The sequence below is a fragment of the Exiguobacterium sp. s6 genome (assembly GCF_018618155.1).
Lineage (GTDB): Bacteria > Bacillota > Bacilli > Exiguobacteriales > Exiguobacteriaceae > Exiguobacterium > Exiguobacterium mexicanum_A.
Map to the genome: position 1 here is coordinate 316,886 of NZ_JACSLN010000002.1, position 16,277 is coordinate 333,162.

The 16,277-nt window shown below is 54.5% G+C and carries 15 protein-coding genes and 10 tRNA genes; 24 read left to right on the plus strand and 1 reads right to left on the minus strand.

Annotation, left to right across the window (positions count from 1 at the left end; genetic code table 11):
- Positions 1-6 precede the first annotated feature (6 nt).
- The 6 genes from argJ to argF are packed head-to-tail and all read left to right on the plus strand — an operon-like array spanning position 7 to position 8,087.
- A complete protein-coding gene (argJ, locus tag KNP75_RS12605) occupies positions 7-1,224 on the plus strand; it encodes a bifunctional glutamate N-acetyltransferase/amino-acid acetyltransferase ArgJ (RefSeq protein WP_215190567.1) in 1,218 nt (405 codons plus the stop codon).
- Entirely contained in the window at positions 1,221-2,000 is a 780-nt protein-coding gene (gene argB / locus KNP75_RS12610) for an acetylglutamate kinase (protein ID WP_215190568.1), read from the plus strand. Before argJ ends, argB begins: the two co-directional genes overlap by 4 nt.
- The gene (locus KNP75_RS12615; protein ID WP_215190569.1) at positions 1,960-3,105 is read left to right on the plus strand and encodes an aspartate aminotransferase family protein; all 1,146 of its coding nucleotides are present in this window, start codon (positions 1,960-1,962) and stop codon (positions 3,103-3,105) included. The genes argB and KNP75_RS12615 overlap by 41 nt, the downstream gene beginning before the upstream one ends.
- Positions 3,102-4,151, plus strand: a complete 1,050-nt coding sequence (locus tag KNP75_RS12620) for a carbamoyl phosphate synthase small subunit (RefSeq protein ID WP_215190570.1) — start codon at positions 3,102-3,104, stop codon at positions 4,149-4,151. Before KNP75_RS12615 ends, KNP75_RS12620 begins: the two co-directional genes overlap by 4 nt.
- Positions 4,144-7,164, plus strand: coding sequence for a carbamoyl-phosphate synthase (glutamine-hydrolyzing) large subunit (carB, locus tag KNP75_RS12625; protein WP_215190571.1), 3,021 nt, complete (start codon positions 4,144-4,146; stop codon positions 7,162-7,164). The genes KNP75_RS12620 and carB overlap by 8 nt, the downstream gene beginning before the upstream one ends.
- A complete protein-coding gene (gene argF, locus KNP75_RS12630) occupies positions 7,161-8,087 on the plus strand; it encodes an ornithine carbamoyltransferase (RefSeq protein WP_214797453.1) in 927 nt (308 codons plus the stop codon). Before carB ends, argF begins: the two co-directional genes overlap by 4 nt.
- 48 nt (positions 8,088-8,135) lie before the next feature.
- Here argF and KNP75_RS12635 read toward each other — a convergent pair whose 3' ends face one another.
- The gene (locus KNP75_RS12635) at positions 8,136-8,861 is read right to left on the minus strand and encodes a rhomboid family intramembrane serine protease (protein WP_215190572.1); all 726 of its coding nucleotides are present in this window, start codon (positions 8,859-8,861) and stop codon (positions 8,136-8,138) included.
- A gap of 63 nt (positions 8,862-8,924) precedes the next feature.
- Between KNP75_RS12635 and acpS the strand changes: the two genes are divergently transcribed.
- From acpS to KNP75_RS12725, 18 genes are all read left to right on the plus strand, one after another.
- Complete coding sequence (acpS, locus tag KNP75_RS12640; protein WP_021068179.1) at positions 8,925-9,302, plus strand: holo-ACP synthase; 378 nt, start codon at positions 8,925-8,927, stop codon at positions 9,300-9,302.
- The gene (alr, locus tag KNP75_RS12645) at positions 9,280-10,356 is read left to right on the plus strand and encodes an alanine racemase (protein ID WP_215190573.1); all 1,077 of its coding nucleotides are present in this window, start codon (positions 9,280-9,282) and stop codon (positions 10,354-10,356) included. Before acpS ends, alr begins: the two co-directional genes overlap by 23 nt.
- 129 nt (positions 10,357-10,485) lie before the next feature.
- Positions 10,486-10,764: a hypothetical protein gene (locus tag KNP75_RS12650; RefSeq protein WP_021068181.1), complete on the plus strand. Its 279-nt coding sequence runs from the start codon at positions 10,486-10,488 to the stop codon at positions 10,762-10,764.
- A 5-nt stretch (positions 10,765-10,769) separates the two neighbouring features.
- Entirely contained in the window at positions 10,770-11,120 is a 351-nt protein-coding gene (locus KNP75_RS12655) for a type II toxin-antitoxin system PemK/MazF family toxin (RefSeq protein WP_029596222.1), read from the plus strand.
- A gap of 140 nt (positions 11,121-11,260) precedes the next feature.
- Complete coding sequence (locus KNP75_RS12660; RefSeq protein WP_128123185.1) at positions 11,261-11,587, plus strand: STAS domain-containing protein; 327 nt, start codon at positions 11,261-11,263, stop codon at positions 11,585-11,587.
- Complete coding sequence (gene rsbW, locus KNP75_RS12665) at positions 11,584-12,060, plus strand: anti-sigma B factor RsbW (RefSeq protein WP_021068184.1); 477 nt, start codon at positions 11,584-11,586, stop codon at positions 12,058-12,060. Before KNP75_RS12660 ends, rsbW begins: the two co-directional genes overlap by 4 nt.
- Positions 12,026-12,826 (plus strand): RNA polymerase sigma factor SigB, encoded by an 801-nt coding sequence (sigB, locus tag KNP75_RS12670; RefSeq protein ID WP_021068185.1) that lies wholly within the window; start codon positions 12,026-12,028, stop codon positions 12,824-12,826. The genes rsbW and sigB overlap by 35 nt, the downstream gene beginning before the upstream one ends.
- 66 nt (positions 12,827-12,892) lie before the next feature.
- Positions 12,893-15,028, plus strand: coding sequence for a Tex family protein (locus KNP75_RS12675; RefSeq protein WP_084592966.1), 2,136 nt, complete (start codon positions 12,893-12,895; stop codon positions 15,026-15,028).
- 208 nt (positions 15,029-15,236) lie between these two features.
- A tRNA-Asn gene (locus tag KNP75_RS12680) sits at positions 15,237-15,311 on the plus strand.
- A 9-nt stretch (positions 15,312-15,320) separates the two neighbouring features.
- Positions 15,321-15,412, plus strand: a tRNA-Ser gene (locus KNP75_RS12685).
- 26 nt (positions 15,413-15,438) lie between these two features.
- A tRNA-Glu gene (locus KNP75_RS12690) sits at positions 15,439-15,513 on the plus strand.
- A gap of 6 nt (positions 15,514-15,519) precedes the next feature.
- Positions 15,520-15,595: transfer RNA gene (locus tag KNP75_RS12695), tRNA-Val, on the plus strand.
- A gap of 23 nt (positions 15,596-15,618) precedes the next feature.
- A tRNA-Asp gene (locus KNP75_RS12700) sits at positions 15,619-15,694 on the plus strand.
- 7 nt (positions 15,695-15,701) lie between these two features.
- Positions 15,702-15,773, plus strand: a tRNA-Gln gene (locus tag KNP75_RS12705).
- Between the two features lie 9 nt (positions 15,774-15,782).
- Positions 15,783-15,858: transfer RNA gene (locus KNP75_RS12710), tRNA-Lys, on the plus strand.
- Between the two features lie 31 nt (positions 15,859-15,889).
- A tRNA-Leu gene (locus KNP75_RS12715) sits at positions 15,890-15,977 on the plus strand.
- A gap of 4 nt (positions 15,978-15,981) precedes the next feature.
- Positions 15,982-16,058, plus strand: a tRNA-Arg gene (locus KNP75_RS12720).
- A gap of 10 nt (positions 16,059-16,068) precedes the next feature.
- Positions 16,069-16,145, plus strand: a tRNA-Ile gene (locus tag KNP75_RS12725).
- Positions 16,146-16,277: the final 132 nt, after the last annotated feature.

The following is a 16,277-nucleotide window of genomic DNA, read 5'->3' on the forward strand; positions in this document are numbered from 1 at the left end:
AAACGAATGATTGAAACAGCAATCAGCCCTGTCGTCCACGTCGTCACGCCGAAAGGGTTTCAAGCGTGCGGAGTTCACGTCGGACTGAAGCGGAAGCGTAAGGATTTAGCCCTGCTCGTCTGCGAACAGTTGGCCAGTGCCGCCGCGGTGTATACGACGAACCAGTTTCAAGCGGCTCCGATTCAAGTGACGAAAGAGACGCTACAAGCGTCGAACGGAAAGATTCGTGCCGTCTTGATCAACAGCGGGAACGCCAACGCCTGCACCGGTCCGCAAGGGCTCGAGGACGCGTATACGATGCGCGATAAGGCGGCCGAACATATCGGGGTCAAGCCGGAAGAAGTAGCGATCGCCTCGACAGGTGTCATCGGTCAACTGTTGCCGATGGAGACGCTCTTGAACGGGATTGATTTGCTTGAACCGATCCATGAGGAGACGGGGGCGGAGTCGTTCGCGGAAGCGATTTTGACGACCGATACGGGAACGAAATGCACGGGCGTCGAGTACACCGAAAGCGATGCCTCCGTGACGATCGCGGGCGTGGCCAAAGGCTCGGGGATGATTCATCCGAACATGGCGACGATGCTCGGCTTCATCACGACCGATGCCATCATCGCACCCGACGTGTTGCAACGGGCGCTGAAACAGAGCGTGGACGCCTCGTTTAACAGCATCACCGTCGACGGGGACAGTTCGACGAACGATATGGTGCTCGCTTTGGCGAGTGGACTGACCGAGATGGATGAAATCATCGAAGGGACACCGGCCTATGACCGCTTCTGCCAAGCGTTGACGGACGTATGCACGAATCTCGCCAAAGCGATTGCTCGTGACGGGGAAGGGGCGACGAAATTGATTGAGGTCGAGGTTGTCGGGGCGAAGACGGATGAGGCGGCTCGGATGATTGCGAAACAAGTCGTCGGCTCGTCGCTCGTGAAGACGGCCGTCTATGGACAAGATGCGAACTGGGGACGCATCATCGCCGCCATCGGTGCCACCGAACAACCGATCGATGTGAACCACGTCGACATCCGCATCGGGTCACAGCACGTACTCTTGGAAAGTTCGCCGGTCTGGTTCGATGAAACGCTCGCGACAGAAGAGATGGGCCAAGACATCGTGCCGATCCAGATCCGGTTGCAAGACGGCACCGGACAAGGTCAGGCGTATGGCTGCGATTTGACTTACGACTACGTCAAAATCAACGCGAGTTACCGGACATGAAACAACGGAAAATCGTCAAACTCGGCGGAAGCGTTTGGGACACGCTTCATCCGGACTATTTCAAAGAATGGCAGGCGTGGCTTGAGGCGGGGCATGAACTTGTGATCGTTCATGGGGGTGGACCTGCGTTGTCCGCTTATTGCGAGCATCAACAAATCGAACCTATGTTTCAAGACGGACGTCGTGTCACGACAGCGGACGTGTTGACCGGTGCCGAGCGCGTGCTCGCGGGGGAGATGCAAACTGAAATCGTTGCTGCCCTCGGTCGTCATCATATTCAAGCGGTCGGTCTCTCGGGTGTGGACGGACAGACGCTGACAGGAAAACAATTGGTGGAACTCGGAGCGGTCGGTGAAGTCGACCGGGTCGAGACAGACTTGTTCGAGCTATTGCTCGCGAGTCGCTACGTGCCTGTCGTGACATCATTATTACACGGTACGGAAGGCACGTTGAACTGTAACGGGGACGATTGTGCGATCGCAGTCGCGGTCGCGCTGCAGGCCGACTGCTTCGAAATGATCACCGACGTACCGGGTATCCGGATTGATGGGACGTTCCGTCAAACGCTGACACGTGAGGACATCCAGACGGCCATCGCCACAGGGGATATCTATGGGGGGATGATCCCGAAAACCGAGGCGCTGTTGGCTGCTCTAAAAGGAGGGATTGATATCGCCGTCATCCGTGACGGCAAGGACCCGGTTCATCCCGGGACAACACTACAGGAGGTGCACCATGCATTCACTACTACCGACCTACGGACAACGACATATTGAGATTGAGCAGGCGAACGGATCGTATGTGACCGACACCACGGGGAAACGGTACCTCGATTTCGTCATGGGCATCGCCGTCTGCGGCACGGGCCATCGTCATCCACACGTAAGCCAAATGTTAGAGGCGCAGCTTCAAAAAGTGTGGCACACTTCGAACCTTTACAACATCAGCGGACAAGCTCGCGTCGCCGAGATGCTCGTCTCCGGGACTCATTTGACGCATGCGTTCTTCTGTAACAGCGGGACCGAGGCGAACGAAGGGGCGTTCAAATTGATTCGGAAATGGACGAACAAGACGAAAATCGTGACGTTCACGAAATCGTTCCACGGTCGCACGTTCGCCATGCTCGGGGCCACGGGGCAAGACAAGGTCAAAGCCGGATTCGGCCCGATGGTGGCTGATTTTGTACACGCACCGTTCAACGACATGGACGCACTCGACATGATCGATGCCGATACGGCTGCGGTCTGGCTCGAAATCGTCCAAGGCGAGGGCGGGGTCGTCGTCGCTGACTCGGCATGGCTCGAAGCGCTTCAAGCGAAAGCGACTGAGCACGGGGTCAAAATCGTCGTCGATGAGGTGCAGACCGGGATTGCCCGCACAGGTACCCGCTTCGCGTTCGAACAGACACCGCTTAAACCGGACGTCGTCACGCTCGCGAAAGGGCTCGGCAGCGGTTTCCCTGTCGGAGCGATTTTGACAGCAGCAGGTGCGGAGCACGTCTTCACGGCAGGCAGTCACGGTTCGACGTTCGGCGGCAATCCGCTCGCGATGGCAGCGGCGGAAGCGACGCTCGACATTTTGTTCGAGGCGGACGCACTCGCCCACGTCAATGCGATGGGGGCACGATTACGAGCGGGCTTGGAACAATTTGTCGACGGAGAGACGTTCATCGAGGTCCGTGGACTCGGCTTGATGCTCGGGCTCGTCGCGACGCAACCGGTCGCGGCGTGGATTGAACAGTTGCGAGACGCGGGCCTCTTGGTCGTTGCGGCAGGTCCGGACGTGATTCGCGTCTTACCGTCTTTGCTGCTCACGGAAGCTGAAGTGGATGAGGCGCTCGCAATCATTGGACAGGTGATTACAAAGGAGATGGTGTCATGACGGGGACAGTGACGTTACAAAGCGGTGAACAGTTCAACGGGACGTGGGAGACGAGTGCGTGCTTGGCGAAAGGAGAGGTCGTCTTCTTCACAGGGATGACCGGTTATCAAGAAGTGTTGACCGATCCGTCGTACGCCGGTCAAATCGTCGCCTTCACATATCCGCTCATCGGGCAATATGGGTTGACCGACGCAGCATCTGAAAGTGCGGACATTCAAGTGGCGGGCGTGCTCGTCCAGACGTTAGCCGGCAACGGGGCGGCGACCGATTTGAAAGACTGGCTGGAACAGTCCGGTGTACCGGTACTGTCAGACATCGACACGCGCTCGCTCGTCCATGCGCTCCGTGAACACGGCGATCAGTGGGGTGTGATGACGTCTGAATCAGATGTGTCGTTCGATGGGGACCTACATCAGATTACGGAGACCGTTTCGACGCCAAGTCATGTGCGTCACGGCGACGGGGCGAGCGGACACATCGTCTGTCTTGATTTCGGTGTGAAGGCGTCGATGGTTCAAGCGATGGTGGAGCGAGGGTACGCGGTAACGGTCGTTCCGTTCGATACGACGGCCGCCCAAGTCCACGCGCTCGCACCGACCGGGATTCTCGTGTCGAACGGTCCGGGAGACCCACGTGATTTGGTCGACTACCTCGACAATGTGCGTGACGTGGCACTGTCGTATCCGACACTCGGCATTTGTATGGGCCATCAACTGCTCGCGCTCGCGTTCGGGTGTGAGATTGAAAAACAGGCTTACGGACACCGCGGATCCAATCATCCGGTCCGAAACGCCCAGACGGGTGAAGTGTGGATGACGTCGCAAAATCACGGGTACGTCGTCACACGGGACAGTTTGGAAGCGACGCCGCTCGAACTGCTATTTGAGAACGTGAACGATTTGTCGGTCGAAGGGACGTTGCACCGGACGGCCCCGATTCTAACGGCTCAGTTCCATCCAGAGGCCAGTCCGGGACCGAAGGAAGCACAAGCCATCTTTGATCGCTTCGACGAAATGATTCAACAAGGGGTGAACGTCTATGCATAAAAAAGTACTCGTCATCGGCTCGGGTCCGATTATCATCGGACAGGCGGCCGAGTTTGACTATTCGGGCACACAGGCGTGCCAAGCGCTCCGGGAAGCAGGTTGTGAGGTCGTACTCTTTAACTCGAACCCGGCCACGATCATGACCGATCCCGGTTTGGCCGACCACACGTACATCGAGGCGATGACGTTAGAGAAGGCCGAATTGATTATCGAGACAGAACGTCCGACCCACTTGCTCGCCACGGTCGGCGGGCAGACCGCCCTCAACTTGGCGCTCGCCTTGGACGAGGCCGGCGTGCTCGAACGATACGGTATCGCCCTCCTTGGGACGTCACTCGAGACGATTCGCGACGGGGAGGACCGCGAACGGTTCAAACAGAAGATGAACGAGCTCGGGGAACCGCTCCCAGTCAGCACGACGATTGAATCGATCGATGGACTTGATCGCTTTATCGCCGAGACAGGCGTCCCGCTCATCGTCCGTCCGGCGTTCACGCTCGGCGGCACCGGCGGCGGGATTGCGGAGACGATTGATGCCGCCTACACGCTCGCGAAACGTGGTCTTGAGGCGAGTCCAATCTCGCAGTGTTTGATTGAGCAGAGCATTGCCGGCTATAAAGAGTTCGAATACGAGGTCATGCGTGACGCCAACGGGACGTGCATCATCGTCTGCAATATGGAAAACATCGACCCGGTCGGCGTCCATACGGGCGATTCGGTTGTGTTCGCCCCGGCCCAGACGTTATCGGATGTCATGCATCAGACGTTACGGAGCGCCGCGTTCCGAATCGTCTCGGCCCTCGGTGTCGTCGGCGGGTGTAACATCCAGTTCGCCGTCCATCCGACGGAAGACGCCTATTACGTGATTGAAGTGAACCCGCGCGTGTCGCGTAGCTCGGCGCTCGCCTCGAAAGCGACCGGGTATCCGATCGCGAAGATCGCCACCCGTCTTGCCCTTGGGGAACGACTCGACGATTGCATCAATCCCGTCACGAACGGGACGATGGCGAGCTTCGAACCGGCCCTCGATTATGTGACGGCGAAAGTGCCGACGTTCCCGTTCGATTTGTTCAATGGGACGGACCGGACGCTCGGACCGCAGATGAAAGCGACCGGGGAGAGCATGGCGATGGGCAAAACACTTGAGGAAGCGCTACAGAAAGCGTGGCGTGGTGCCGGTGTCGAGCAGAGTCTGCTCTATCCGAGTTGGATGGCGACAGCTGATCCTGACGCGCTATACGCTGAAATTTCGGCTCCGACTGATCGTCGTCTCCTGGCGTGCCTCGCACTACTCGATCGGGGAATCGCCACGGCGTCACAGCTTGAAGCGCTGACGGGTATCGCCCCGCACTTCATGATGACGTTCGATCGACTCGTGACGACAATCCGTCTGGACCTGTCTCTGAAAGAAAACTTGTTGCGAGCGAAACGGTTCGGTTTCACCGACGCCCAGATTGCGCAGCATATGAACGTCACGGCCGACGCGGCCGCAGCGATGCGGCTCGAACACGACATCCATCCGGTCTATCAGATGATTGATACGTGTGCCGCTGAGTTCGAGAGCCGCACACCGTACTTTTACGGGTCGTGGCATGGGACGTCTGAAGTCGTGCCGAGCGAGCGTCCGAAAGTCGCCATCATCGGGTCTGGACCGATTCGCATCGGGCAAGGCATCGAGTTCGATTATAGTTCGGTGCATGCCGTCTGGGCGCTTCAAAAACTCGGGGTCGAGACGATCATGATCAACAATAACCCGGAGACGGTGTCGACCGATTTCACGGTCGCTGACAAACTGTACGTCGAACCGTTGACGATTGAAGATGTTGTGCACGTATTGGAGGCAGAAGGCTGTCAGGACGTCCTCATCCAGTTCGGCGGGCAGACCGGTATTTCACTCGCCCATGCACTAGAAGCCAAAGGCTATCACTTGCTCGGGGCGACGGCAGACGTCATCGATCAAATGGAGGACCGGGATCGGTTCTATCAATTCCTCGACGAGATCGGGGTGGCCCACATCCCTGGCGAAGAGGTCGGATCGGTTGACGATTTGACGTCCGCGATCGATCGTCTCGGCTATCCATGTGTCGTCCGTCCTTCCTACGTCATCGGTGGAAAAGGCATGTATATCATCCGGACCGCGGCGGATTTGCACCAAGTCGAATCACACTTGACCTATCCGCTCCTCGTCGATGCGTATGTCGATGGACGTGAACTCGAAGTCGACTGTGTCACTGACGGGAAGACCGTCTACATTCCGGCCTTGCTCGAACAGATTGAGGCAGCCGGTGTCCATTCGGGCGATTCGACGATGATTCTGCCGCCGGTCAAAACGTCACGCGCGCAACAAGCCGAGATTGAAGCCATCGTTCAAACGATTGGTCAAGCGCTCGCATATAAGGGTGCGCTCAATATCCAATTCGTTTTGAAGGGCGACGTCATCTACGTGCTCGAAATCAATCCGCGTGCATCTCGGACGGTCCCGATCGTCAGTAAAGTGACCGGGGAACCACTCATCGAATGGGCGACGCTCGCGGCGTTCGGCCATGAGTTGGCAACCGTCGTCCCAGAGGCACGTCCGGTATGGAGCGGCTATGCCATCAAGACACCGGTGTTCTCGAGTTTGAAATTGCCGGGCGTCGACCCGCTCACCGGACCCGTCATGCGCTCGACTGGAGAGACACTCCAATTCAGCATGACCCCTTACGTGTCCGAACGCTTCTGTTACGATGCGACGACGGCGCGCGTCATGAATCGGACTGAGACCGTAGCCGGCCAAGGGTGGTCGTCATATAGTGATCAAGCGCTCGATGAGACGACCGAGTTCCAAAACGTGTCGGTCCTATTCTCAAACGCACCAGAAGAACAAGTGGCACGTGAGACGGCCGTCCGAAACGGCGTCCACGTCATCTCGGAGACACATCTTGCCGAGTACTATCAACAAGCGATGCAAGCGGAACCGATGCCGGTCCGTTCACTTCAAACGATGCAGACAGGAGAGGGACTACCATTATGACGACGAAAACAATCAATCATCTACTGACACTCGAGGAACTGACTCCGTCCGCACTCGACGACTTGCTTGGACTCGCGGCCGAAGTGAAACGACAGCCGGAAGCGTTCCAGTCGGCGCTCGCCGGCAAGAAAGTGGCGCTCTTGTTCGAGAAGGCCTCGACTCGGACCCGGATGTCGTTCGAGGTCGGTGTCGTCGAACTCGGCGGTTATCCGCTGTTCTTGAGCAGCAGTGATTTACAAATCGGGCGTGGGGAACCGCTGACGGATACGATTCAAGTCATGAGCCGTTATGTCGATGCGCTCATGATTCGGACGTATGCCCACGCGACGGTCGAGACGCTCGCTTCGGCAGGTTCGATTCCAATCATCAACGGATTGACCGATTCCCATCACCCATGCCAAGTACTCGCCGACTTGTTGACGGTCGAGGAAGTGTTCGGCACGAGAACGGGGAAGACGTTGACGTACATCGGCGACGGGAACAATATGGCCCACTCGCTCATGATCGGGGGCGCGCTCAGCGGGATGCACATCCGCATCGCCTCGCCGGAAGCATATACGGTCGAGACCGAGATTTTCGAACGGGCGAACGAACTCGCGGCGACTACTGGAGGCAGCGTTACGTTGTGGCAAGACCCGGTCGCTGCGGCAGCGGGTGCGGACGTCATTTACACGGATGTGTTCGCGAGCATGGGGCAAGAAGCGGAAGCGGCGGAACGGTTGACGCAGTTTGCGACGTTCCAAGTCGATGCTTCGCTCATGCAGCAAGCGAAGTCAGATGCGATTTTCCTGCACTGTCTCCCGGCCCATCGCGGCGAAGAAGTGACGGCCGACGTCATCGATGGCACGCAATCGGTCGTTTTCGATCAAGCTGAGAATCGATTGCACGCGCAAAAGGCGCTCATGCTTACCTTGCTCGCCTAAACGAAAAGAGAGGATTCGCCGCTCGGGCGAATCCTCTCTTTATTACTGTCATAAAAAGCGGGCGAACAGGCCGAACACGGCCAATCCGACGATCACGTAGAAAATCCATTTGCCTTCACCCGTACGAATGATGGGCGGGGAATACTTGCGTGGCTTGTACTTCCCGTAACGGAGCGGGCGCGAATACGGCACCGCGAACCGGGAGAGCGGGATCGCGAGCAAGAACCCGGCCAGGAAACCATACACATGTCCCCAAAGTGATACGTTCGCGCCGATGAGCGTGAACACGGCGCTGATGGCGACGAAGATATAGACGAGTCGAGCGTCCTGGCTGTAGATGAGCGTCCGGCGGAACCGACCGATGTACACATAAAAGCCGAGAATCGCTAAAATCGCACCTGAAGCACCGGCTTGCAGGTAGAACAGTTCACTCACCGTGAAGAACGTGAGCAAGTTGGCAAGCACACCGGCCACGATATAGAACACGGCGAACTTGATGTGACCGACCATGCGTTCCATGGCAGGTCCGAAGATAATCAAAGCGAACGAGTTGAACAGCAAATGACCGAGCCCTAAATGGATGAAGTTGGCCGTCAAGAGACGGTACCATTCCCCTTGGGCGAGTGCGAGATGGAATGACCCGCCGAGTGCGACAATCCGGAGGTCGGGGACCAAAGAATCGATGACAAACACGAGCAGTTGGATTACAATGAACAGCGTTACGAGCGGATACGCCCGGACGAACGTTTGAACATTCTCAGTACGACTAAACATAGCATCACCTCTTTCCTTAATTGTATAAGGAAACGAGTGAAAAAGGAAAGGAGCGAGTGTCCTGTGATTGTGGGGATCGGAATCGATATCGTCGAGCTCGAGCGGATTGCTCGCTCGCTCAAAAATGACCGTTTCGTCGCACGTCTGTTGACCGAAGCCGAGCGGGCGCTTGCGGACGCCTATCCAGAACAACGGCGCATCGAATTCGTCGCTGGACGATTTGCGGCGAAAGAAGCGTATGCCAAAGCAGTCGGGACCGGGATTGCCCGGGGCCTGTCGTGGCAACAAATCGAAATCTTACCGGATGAGGCCGGGCGACCGCATATGACGGCGCCGTACTCAGGCCGGATTCATATGAGTATCAGCCACAGCGAGCAATATGCCGTGGCACAAGTCATCATTGAAGAGGGGGATCACGATGTTTCGTCCAAGTTGGATTGAAATCGATCGGGCGGCGATCAAACATAACGTAATCGAAATTAAAAAACGGATCCCGCAAGCGCTCATGGCCGTCGTCAAAGCGAACGCTTACGGGCATGGTGCCGTCGAAGTGGCAAAGATTGCGCTTGATAACGGAGCGACGATGCTCGGTGTGGCCTTACTCGAGGAGGCAATCGAGCTCCGAGAGGCCGGGATTAAAGCGCCAATTCTCGTCATGGAGGCCCAGTTCCCAGAATATGCGGGCGTCGCAGCCGAACACGATGTGACGTTGTCCGTCTTTTCGGCCGACTGGTTGCGTGAGGCGTGCACACATCTATCTGACCGTCCACTCACCGTTCATGTGAAAGTCGACACCGGTATGGGTCGTCTCGGTTTGCGGACCCGCGCCGAACTTGATGCCCTTTTAGAAGCGGCAGATGACCGTTTTATCGTCGAAGGGATTTATACGCACTTTGCGACAGCGGATGAGCCGGACAGTGAGCTTTACTATGAGCAGCAGGAGCGGTTCGGTCAGTTGATAGATGGACTCCACTCGCGATTCCGCTACATTCATACGTCAAACTCGGCCGGAGCGATCCGCATGGCCGGACAAGACGTGCCGTACAACGTGGTGCGGGTCGGAATTGCGATTTATGGGCTCTACCCGTCAGCTGAAATGGCTTCCTTCTATTCATTTTTACGTCCGGCCTTCACGTTGAAGAGCAAGCTCATGCAAGTGAAGCAACTCGAAGCTGGACAGACGATCAGCTACGGGGCGACATACACGACGGCAGGGGACGAGTGGATCGGTACCGTGCCGGTAGGATATGCCGACGGCTGGATTCGTAAAGCGAGCGGCTTCGAAGTAGACGTCAATGGAGAGCGCTGTCCCATTATCGGTCGTGTCTGCATGGATCGCTTCATGGTGAGGCTTCCTAAAGAGCTGCCGGTCGGAACTGTGGTCACGCTCATCGGCGGACCAGTCGCGATTGACGAACTGGCCACGCATCTCGAGACAATCAACTATGAGGTCGTCTGTCAATTAACGAATCGCCTCCCGCGACGTTATGTGTAAAGCGGAAAACGTGTGAAATTATCTGAATTCTTTCGGGAATTCTCTATATTTTCCCAAACTCGCGTGTTATATTGGTAAAGAACGCGGGAATATTTCCGCCAGTCATTGAAACGATTCTGGAGGTGTAAGATGTTGAAACAGCGAACTGCGGGTGCTTTAGCGTCCGTTCCAGATCGGTTCTCGCAACATGTGGGTCCGATTTCGATGAAAGACCGTGAATCATTGTCATTGAACGATGTAGTGACGTACTTGTCCAAAGAAATTGCTGATCGACAACAAACACTGCGCGAAGAATTGGCGAGAGGCTATCAAGAGATGGCCGCGTTTAATTTGAATATGGCAGAAGAGATGCTGATGATTGAGACGGAAGCCGAACATGCTCTCTTACGTCAAGTAAGCGGGGTGTGAGCGGAGTGATCGTAAAGCGTGGTGACGTGTTTTATGCGAATCTGTCGCCCGTAGTCGGTTCAGAGCAAGGTGGAGTTCGTCCGGTTCTCGTCATTCAAAACGATATCGGCAATCGCTTTAGCCCGACCGTCATTGTCGCTGCGATTACGGCTCAGATCCAGAAAGCAAAACTGCCGACTCATGTAGAGGTATATCAAGTCAAACATGGTCTCGAACGAGATTCCGTGATTTTACTTGAACAGATTCGAACGATTGATAAGCGTCGTCTGACGGATAAAGTCACTCATCTTGATGATGAGACGATGCACAAAGTTGACCGAGCGCTAGAGATTAGTCTGGGATTAATCCCTCTCTAGCTTACATATAAAGAAACCGATACATGGGTATCGGTTTTTTTTCAAAAAAACCTTTGAAAAATAGTTTAGAATTCTGTAAAACGGGAATTTAGTTTAATCGTACTCAATTTTTCTGTACGCACATTAGGAGGGAATATACGATGGATTTAGCGATTCGCGAGCAAGTCATTGGAGAACAATTACACCTTTACGTATCCGGAGAAGTGGATACATATACCGCACCAAAATTGAAGGAAGTCTTGCACCCGGCAATCACGGACCAAGACGTCACCGTTCATTTGGATGAAGTGGACTATATGGATTCAACTGGTCTCGGCGTATTTGTCGGTGCCCTTAAAATAGCCAAACGTAATGAGAAAGAGTTGTCGCTCGTCGGCGTCACTGACCGCGTCAATCGTCTCTTTGAATTGACAGGACTGCACAAGTTGCTTTCGATCAATACAAACGTAAGAGGTGGCACGCAATGAGTAACATCGAACAGACGGTGATGACGTTCCCGGCCAAACCGGAGTATGTCGGTGTGGTCCGTTTAGTCGTCTCAGGAATCGCTAACCGTATGGGATATACGTACGACGAGATCGAAGATATTAAAATCGCGGTCTCGGAAGCCTGTGGCAATGCCGTTCAACATGCCTATGAAGATCAAGAGGGTGAAGTGAAACTCACGTGTGGCGTCCATCAAGATCGTCTCGAGATGACGATCGAGGACTCGGGCAAAACGTTTGCCGACGACGTGAAACGCCAAGCGGCGCCAGTCGAAGAGACGGCTGAAATTGAATCGCTTCACGAAGGAGGACTCGGTCTTTTCCTCATTGAAGCCTTAATGGATGACGTCTCGATCAACAAGGACAATGGTGTCAAGGTGACGATGACGAAACTCCTTAACAGGGACGAGGTGGATCAGAGTGCCAGCAAAATCTCAACAACGCCATCACAGTGATGATGAAGTATTAGAGTGGATTGAGCGTTATCAACAGGACGATCAAAATGAAGAAGTCCAGATGCTCCTCATTAACCGATACTCGGACCTCGTTGAGGCACTTGCACGAAAGTTTTCACGCGGCCGGGCTATCCACGATGACCTCGTTCAAGTCGGGATGATCGGACTTCTCGCTGCCCTTCGTCGTTTCGACCCTGAGTTCGGACGCAGTTTCGAATCGTTTGCCGTTCCGACGATTATCGGTGAAATCAAGCGTTTCATCCGTGACAAGACGTGGAGCGTCCACGTTCCGCGCCGGATTAAAGAGCTTGGACCGAAAATCAAGAAGACGGTCGAGGAATTGACGACCGAGTTGCAACGTTCACCGCGCATCGATGAGATTGCCGATCACCTCGGCGTTTCCGATGAAGAGATTCTCGAGACGCTCGAGATGGGCAAGAGCTACCAAGCCCTTTCCGTCGACAGCTCAATCGAAGCGGACAACGAAGGTTCGACCGTCACGCTCCTCGACCTTGTCGGAAGCCAAGAACGTGGCTACGAATCGGTCGACCAGCGCCTCATCCTTGAAAAAGCGTTCAGTGTGCTGAACGAACGGGAACAGGCGATTTTAGAATGTGCTTATTATAAAAACATGAGCCAAAAAGAGACGGGTGAACTCCTCGGGATTTCGCAGATGCACGTATCGCGCTTGCAGCGACGCGCGCTTGAGAAGTTACGTGAGGCCATCAAAGTCCCGCTCAACGAAGTATTCTCAAACGATGACTAAATGGTCATCGTTTTTTTGTCGTCTAGGCGTGAGTTTGCTACACTTCTAGAGAGAAGAGAAAAGGAAGTGATTCGATTGATTACGAAAGTCGCAAAAGAGTTGAAGTTGAAGACGAGTCAAGTCGAGACGGTGCAACAACTTGCCGCGGACGGAGCGACGATTCCGTTCATGGCCCGGTACCGTAAAGAAATGACCGGTAATCTCGATGAAGTCGAAATCAAAGCGATTCTCGACGCCTTACAATATGAAGAGAGTTTGCACAAGCGTAAGACGGACGTCCTCGCCAAACTTGAAGAACTCGAGAAGGCGACGCCGGAATTGACACGGGCGCTTGAAGCGGCGACGAGCCTGCAACAAGTCGATGACATTTATCTCCCTTATCGTCCGAAGCGACGGACGAAAGCCGAACAAGGGCGGGAGAAAGGACTACAAGCCCTCGCTGACTGGTATCGTCAACCGACACCCTATTCGCTGAAAGAAGCGCAGTCGTTAGCGGGTGATCTTTCGCTTGAAGAAGCACTTCCGTTCGTCCAATCAATCATTGGGGAGGAGTGGGGCGAAGTGGCGACGCTTCGACAATCACTTCGAACACGAGTCCGGAAAGAGGCGCTCCTTCGTTCGCAGAAGAAAAAACAAGCGGAAGACGAGAAAGAAGTATTCGCCCAGTATTATGAATATGAAGAAAAAATCGCAGGAATCGTCCCGCACCGGATTCTCGCTTTGAACCGGGGAGAGCGCACGGACGTGTTGCAAGTGAAGGTTGTCTTCGACGAAGCCGGCTTCATGCGACAAGCGCTCGGCAAGTTTGACCGTTTGCCGACAGAGAAACGCGAACTCGTCACGCTCGCCGTGAAGGACGCGTTCAAGAAGTCGGTATTTCCGGCCATCGAACGTGAGATTCGTAGCGAATTGACCGAGACGGCCGAAGAACAGGCGATCGACGTGTTCTCGAAAAACTTGAAGCAACTCTACATGCAACCGCCGCTTCGTGAGGTCGTCGTCCTAGGGATTGACCCGGCCTATCGCACAGGTTGTAAATGGGCCGTCGTCAATGAAATCGGGAAAGTCGAAGAAGTCGGTGTCTTCTATCCGACGGCACCGAAACACGATGTCGCGGGATCGGAAAAAGTGCTATCGTCGCTCGTGAAACGTTATCCGATTTCGGTCATCGTCATCGGGAATGGGACCGCATCCCGTGAAACGGAGCAATTCGTATCGAGCTGGCTGAAGAAAGCTGAACGCGAGATTGCTTACGCCATCGTCAATGAGGCGGGGGCGAGTGTCTATTCGGCGTCAGAGATTGCACGGTCTGAGTTCCCGGAATTGAAAGTAGAAGAACGCTCGGCTGTCTCGATCGCCCGACGTATCCAAGACGCGATGGCCGAACTCGTTAAAGTCGACCCGCAATCGGTGGGGGTTGGACAGTATCAACACGACGTCAGTCAAAACAAGCTGAAGGGGTCGCTCGAGTTTGTCGTCGAGAGTGTCGTCAACATGGTCGGTGTGGATGTGAACCGAGCCTCGGAATCGCTGCTCACATATGTATCTGGATTGAACAAGACGACGGCTAAAAATATTGTCGCGTATCGGGATGAGTTCGGGCGCTTTGATACGCGGAAAGAAATCAAGAAAGTGCCTCGTCTTGGAGCGAAGGCGTATGAGCAAGCAGCCGGCTTTTTACGGATCACGAACGGAAGCGATGTACTCGATCAAACGGAGATTCATCCGGAGAGCTATAAGTTGACGCTCTCTCTATTGAAGGAACTCGGTGTTTCGAAGCAAGCGGTCGGTACGGCTGAACTGCGAGATCGATTGAAGACGGTTGACGCCAAAGTGCTGAGTGAGAAGCTAGATGCCGGATTGCCGACGGTTGAAGATATCTTGAAGTCGCTCGCGAAACCAGGACGTGATCCACGCGAAGACATTCAGAAGCCGTTACTTCGGACAGACGTTATGAACTTGGAAGATCTCCAGGTCGGTATGGAGTTCCAAGGAACAGTGCGAAACGTGATCGACTTCGGGGCGTTCATCGATATCGGGGTGAAGCAAGACGGACTCGTCCACATTTCGAAGTTGTCGAATCGCTACGTTAAGCATCCGCTCGACGTTGTCGCGGTCGGTGACATTGTCACGGTATGGATCGAACAAGTTGACGCCAATCGTGGGCGAATCAGTCTCACGATGCTTGAGCCACGCAGTTAAATAAGAGAGAACTAGCATCGAGCGAAATGTTTTTCATTTTGCTCGATTTTTTTACGAAAAAGTGTTGACGGTCTTTTCTGCCCGTGCTATCTTATAGAAGTCGCCGAGAGACGGCATGGAATATTAAAGCTTTTCTAAAAAAGTGATTGACAGGTTTCTGGTTTGCGGTTACAATTTAAATCGTTACTTCGATAAATTCAAGCAACGTTCCGCAATAGCTCAGTGGTAGAGCAACCGGCTGTTAACCGGTAGGTCGTAGGTTCAAATCCTACTTGCGGAGCCATTTTATTTTGGAGACGTACCCAAGAGGCTATAAGGGGCTCCCCTGCTAAGGGAGTAGGCTGGGAAACCGGTGCGAGGGTTCGAATCCCTCCGTCTCCGCCACTTATTTTTAGAAAACACATACATCTGGCCCGTTGGTCAAGCGGTTAAGACACCGCCCTTTCACGGCGGTAACACGGGTTCGAATCCCGTACGGGTCACCATCATACGGAGGATTAGCTCAGCTGGGAGAGCACCTGCCTTACAAGCAGGGGGTCGGCGGTTCGATCCCGTCATCCTCCACCATTTCAAATTTAAGCACGTATAACGGTCTTGTGGTGTAGGGGTTAACATGCCTGCCTGTCACGCAGGAGATCGCGGGTTCAAATCCCGTCAAGACCGCCATTTACGTTGGGCCGTAGCCAAGTGGTAAGGCATCGGATTTTGATTCCGACATGCGAAGGTTCGATCCCTTCCGGCCCAGCTTATATTTGAGTCATTAGCTCAGTTGGTAGAGCATCTGACTTTTAATCAGAGGGTCGCAGGTTCGAGCCCTGCATGACTCACCATTTTTTATCCCTCGCAACACCTTAATACGCTGCGGTCGTGGCGGAATCGGTAGACGCGCTAGGTTGAGGGCCTAGTGGTGGTTAACACCGTGGAGGTTCAAGTCCTCTCGACCGCACCAATATGCACCCTTAGCTCAGCTGGATAGAGCGTTAGACTACGAATCTAAAGGCCGGGAGTTCGAATCTCTCAGGGTGCACCATTTTTATTATGGGCCTATAGCTCAGCCGGTTAGAGCGCACGCCTGATAAGCGTGAGGTCGGTGGTTCGAGTCCACTTAGGCCCACCATTTTAACTGACGAACTTTGAAAACTGAACGATGAGGCAAAAAAGTTTTACAATTTTTGAATGAAGCGCAAGCTTCGTCATTTTTAAAGAGCTATATCAAATTCTTTGGAGAGTTTGATCCTGGCTCAGGACG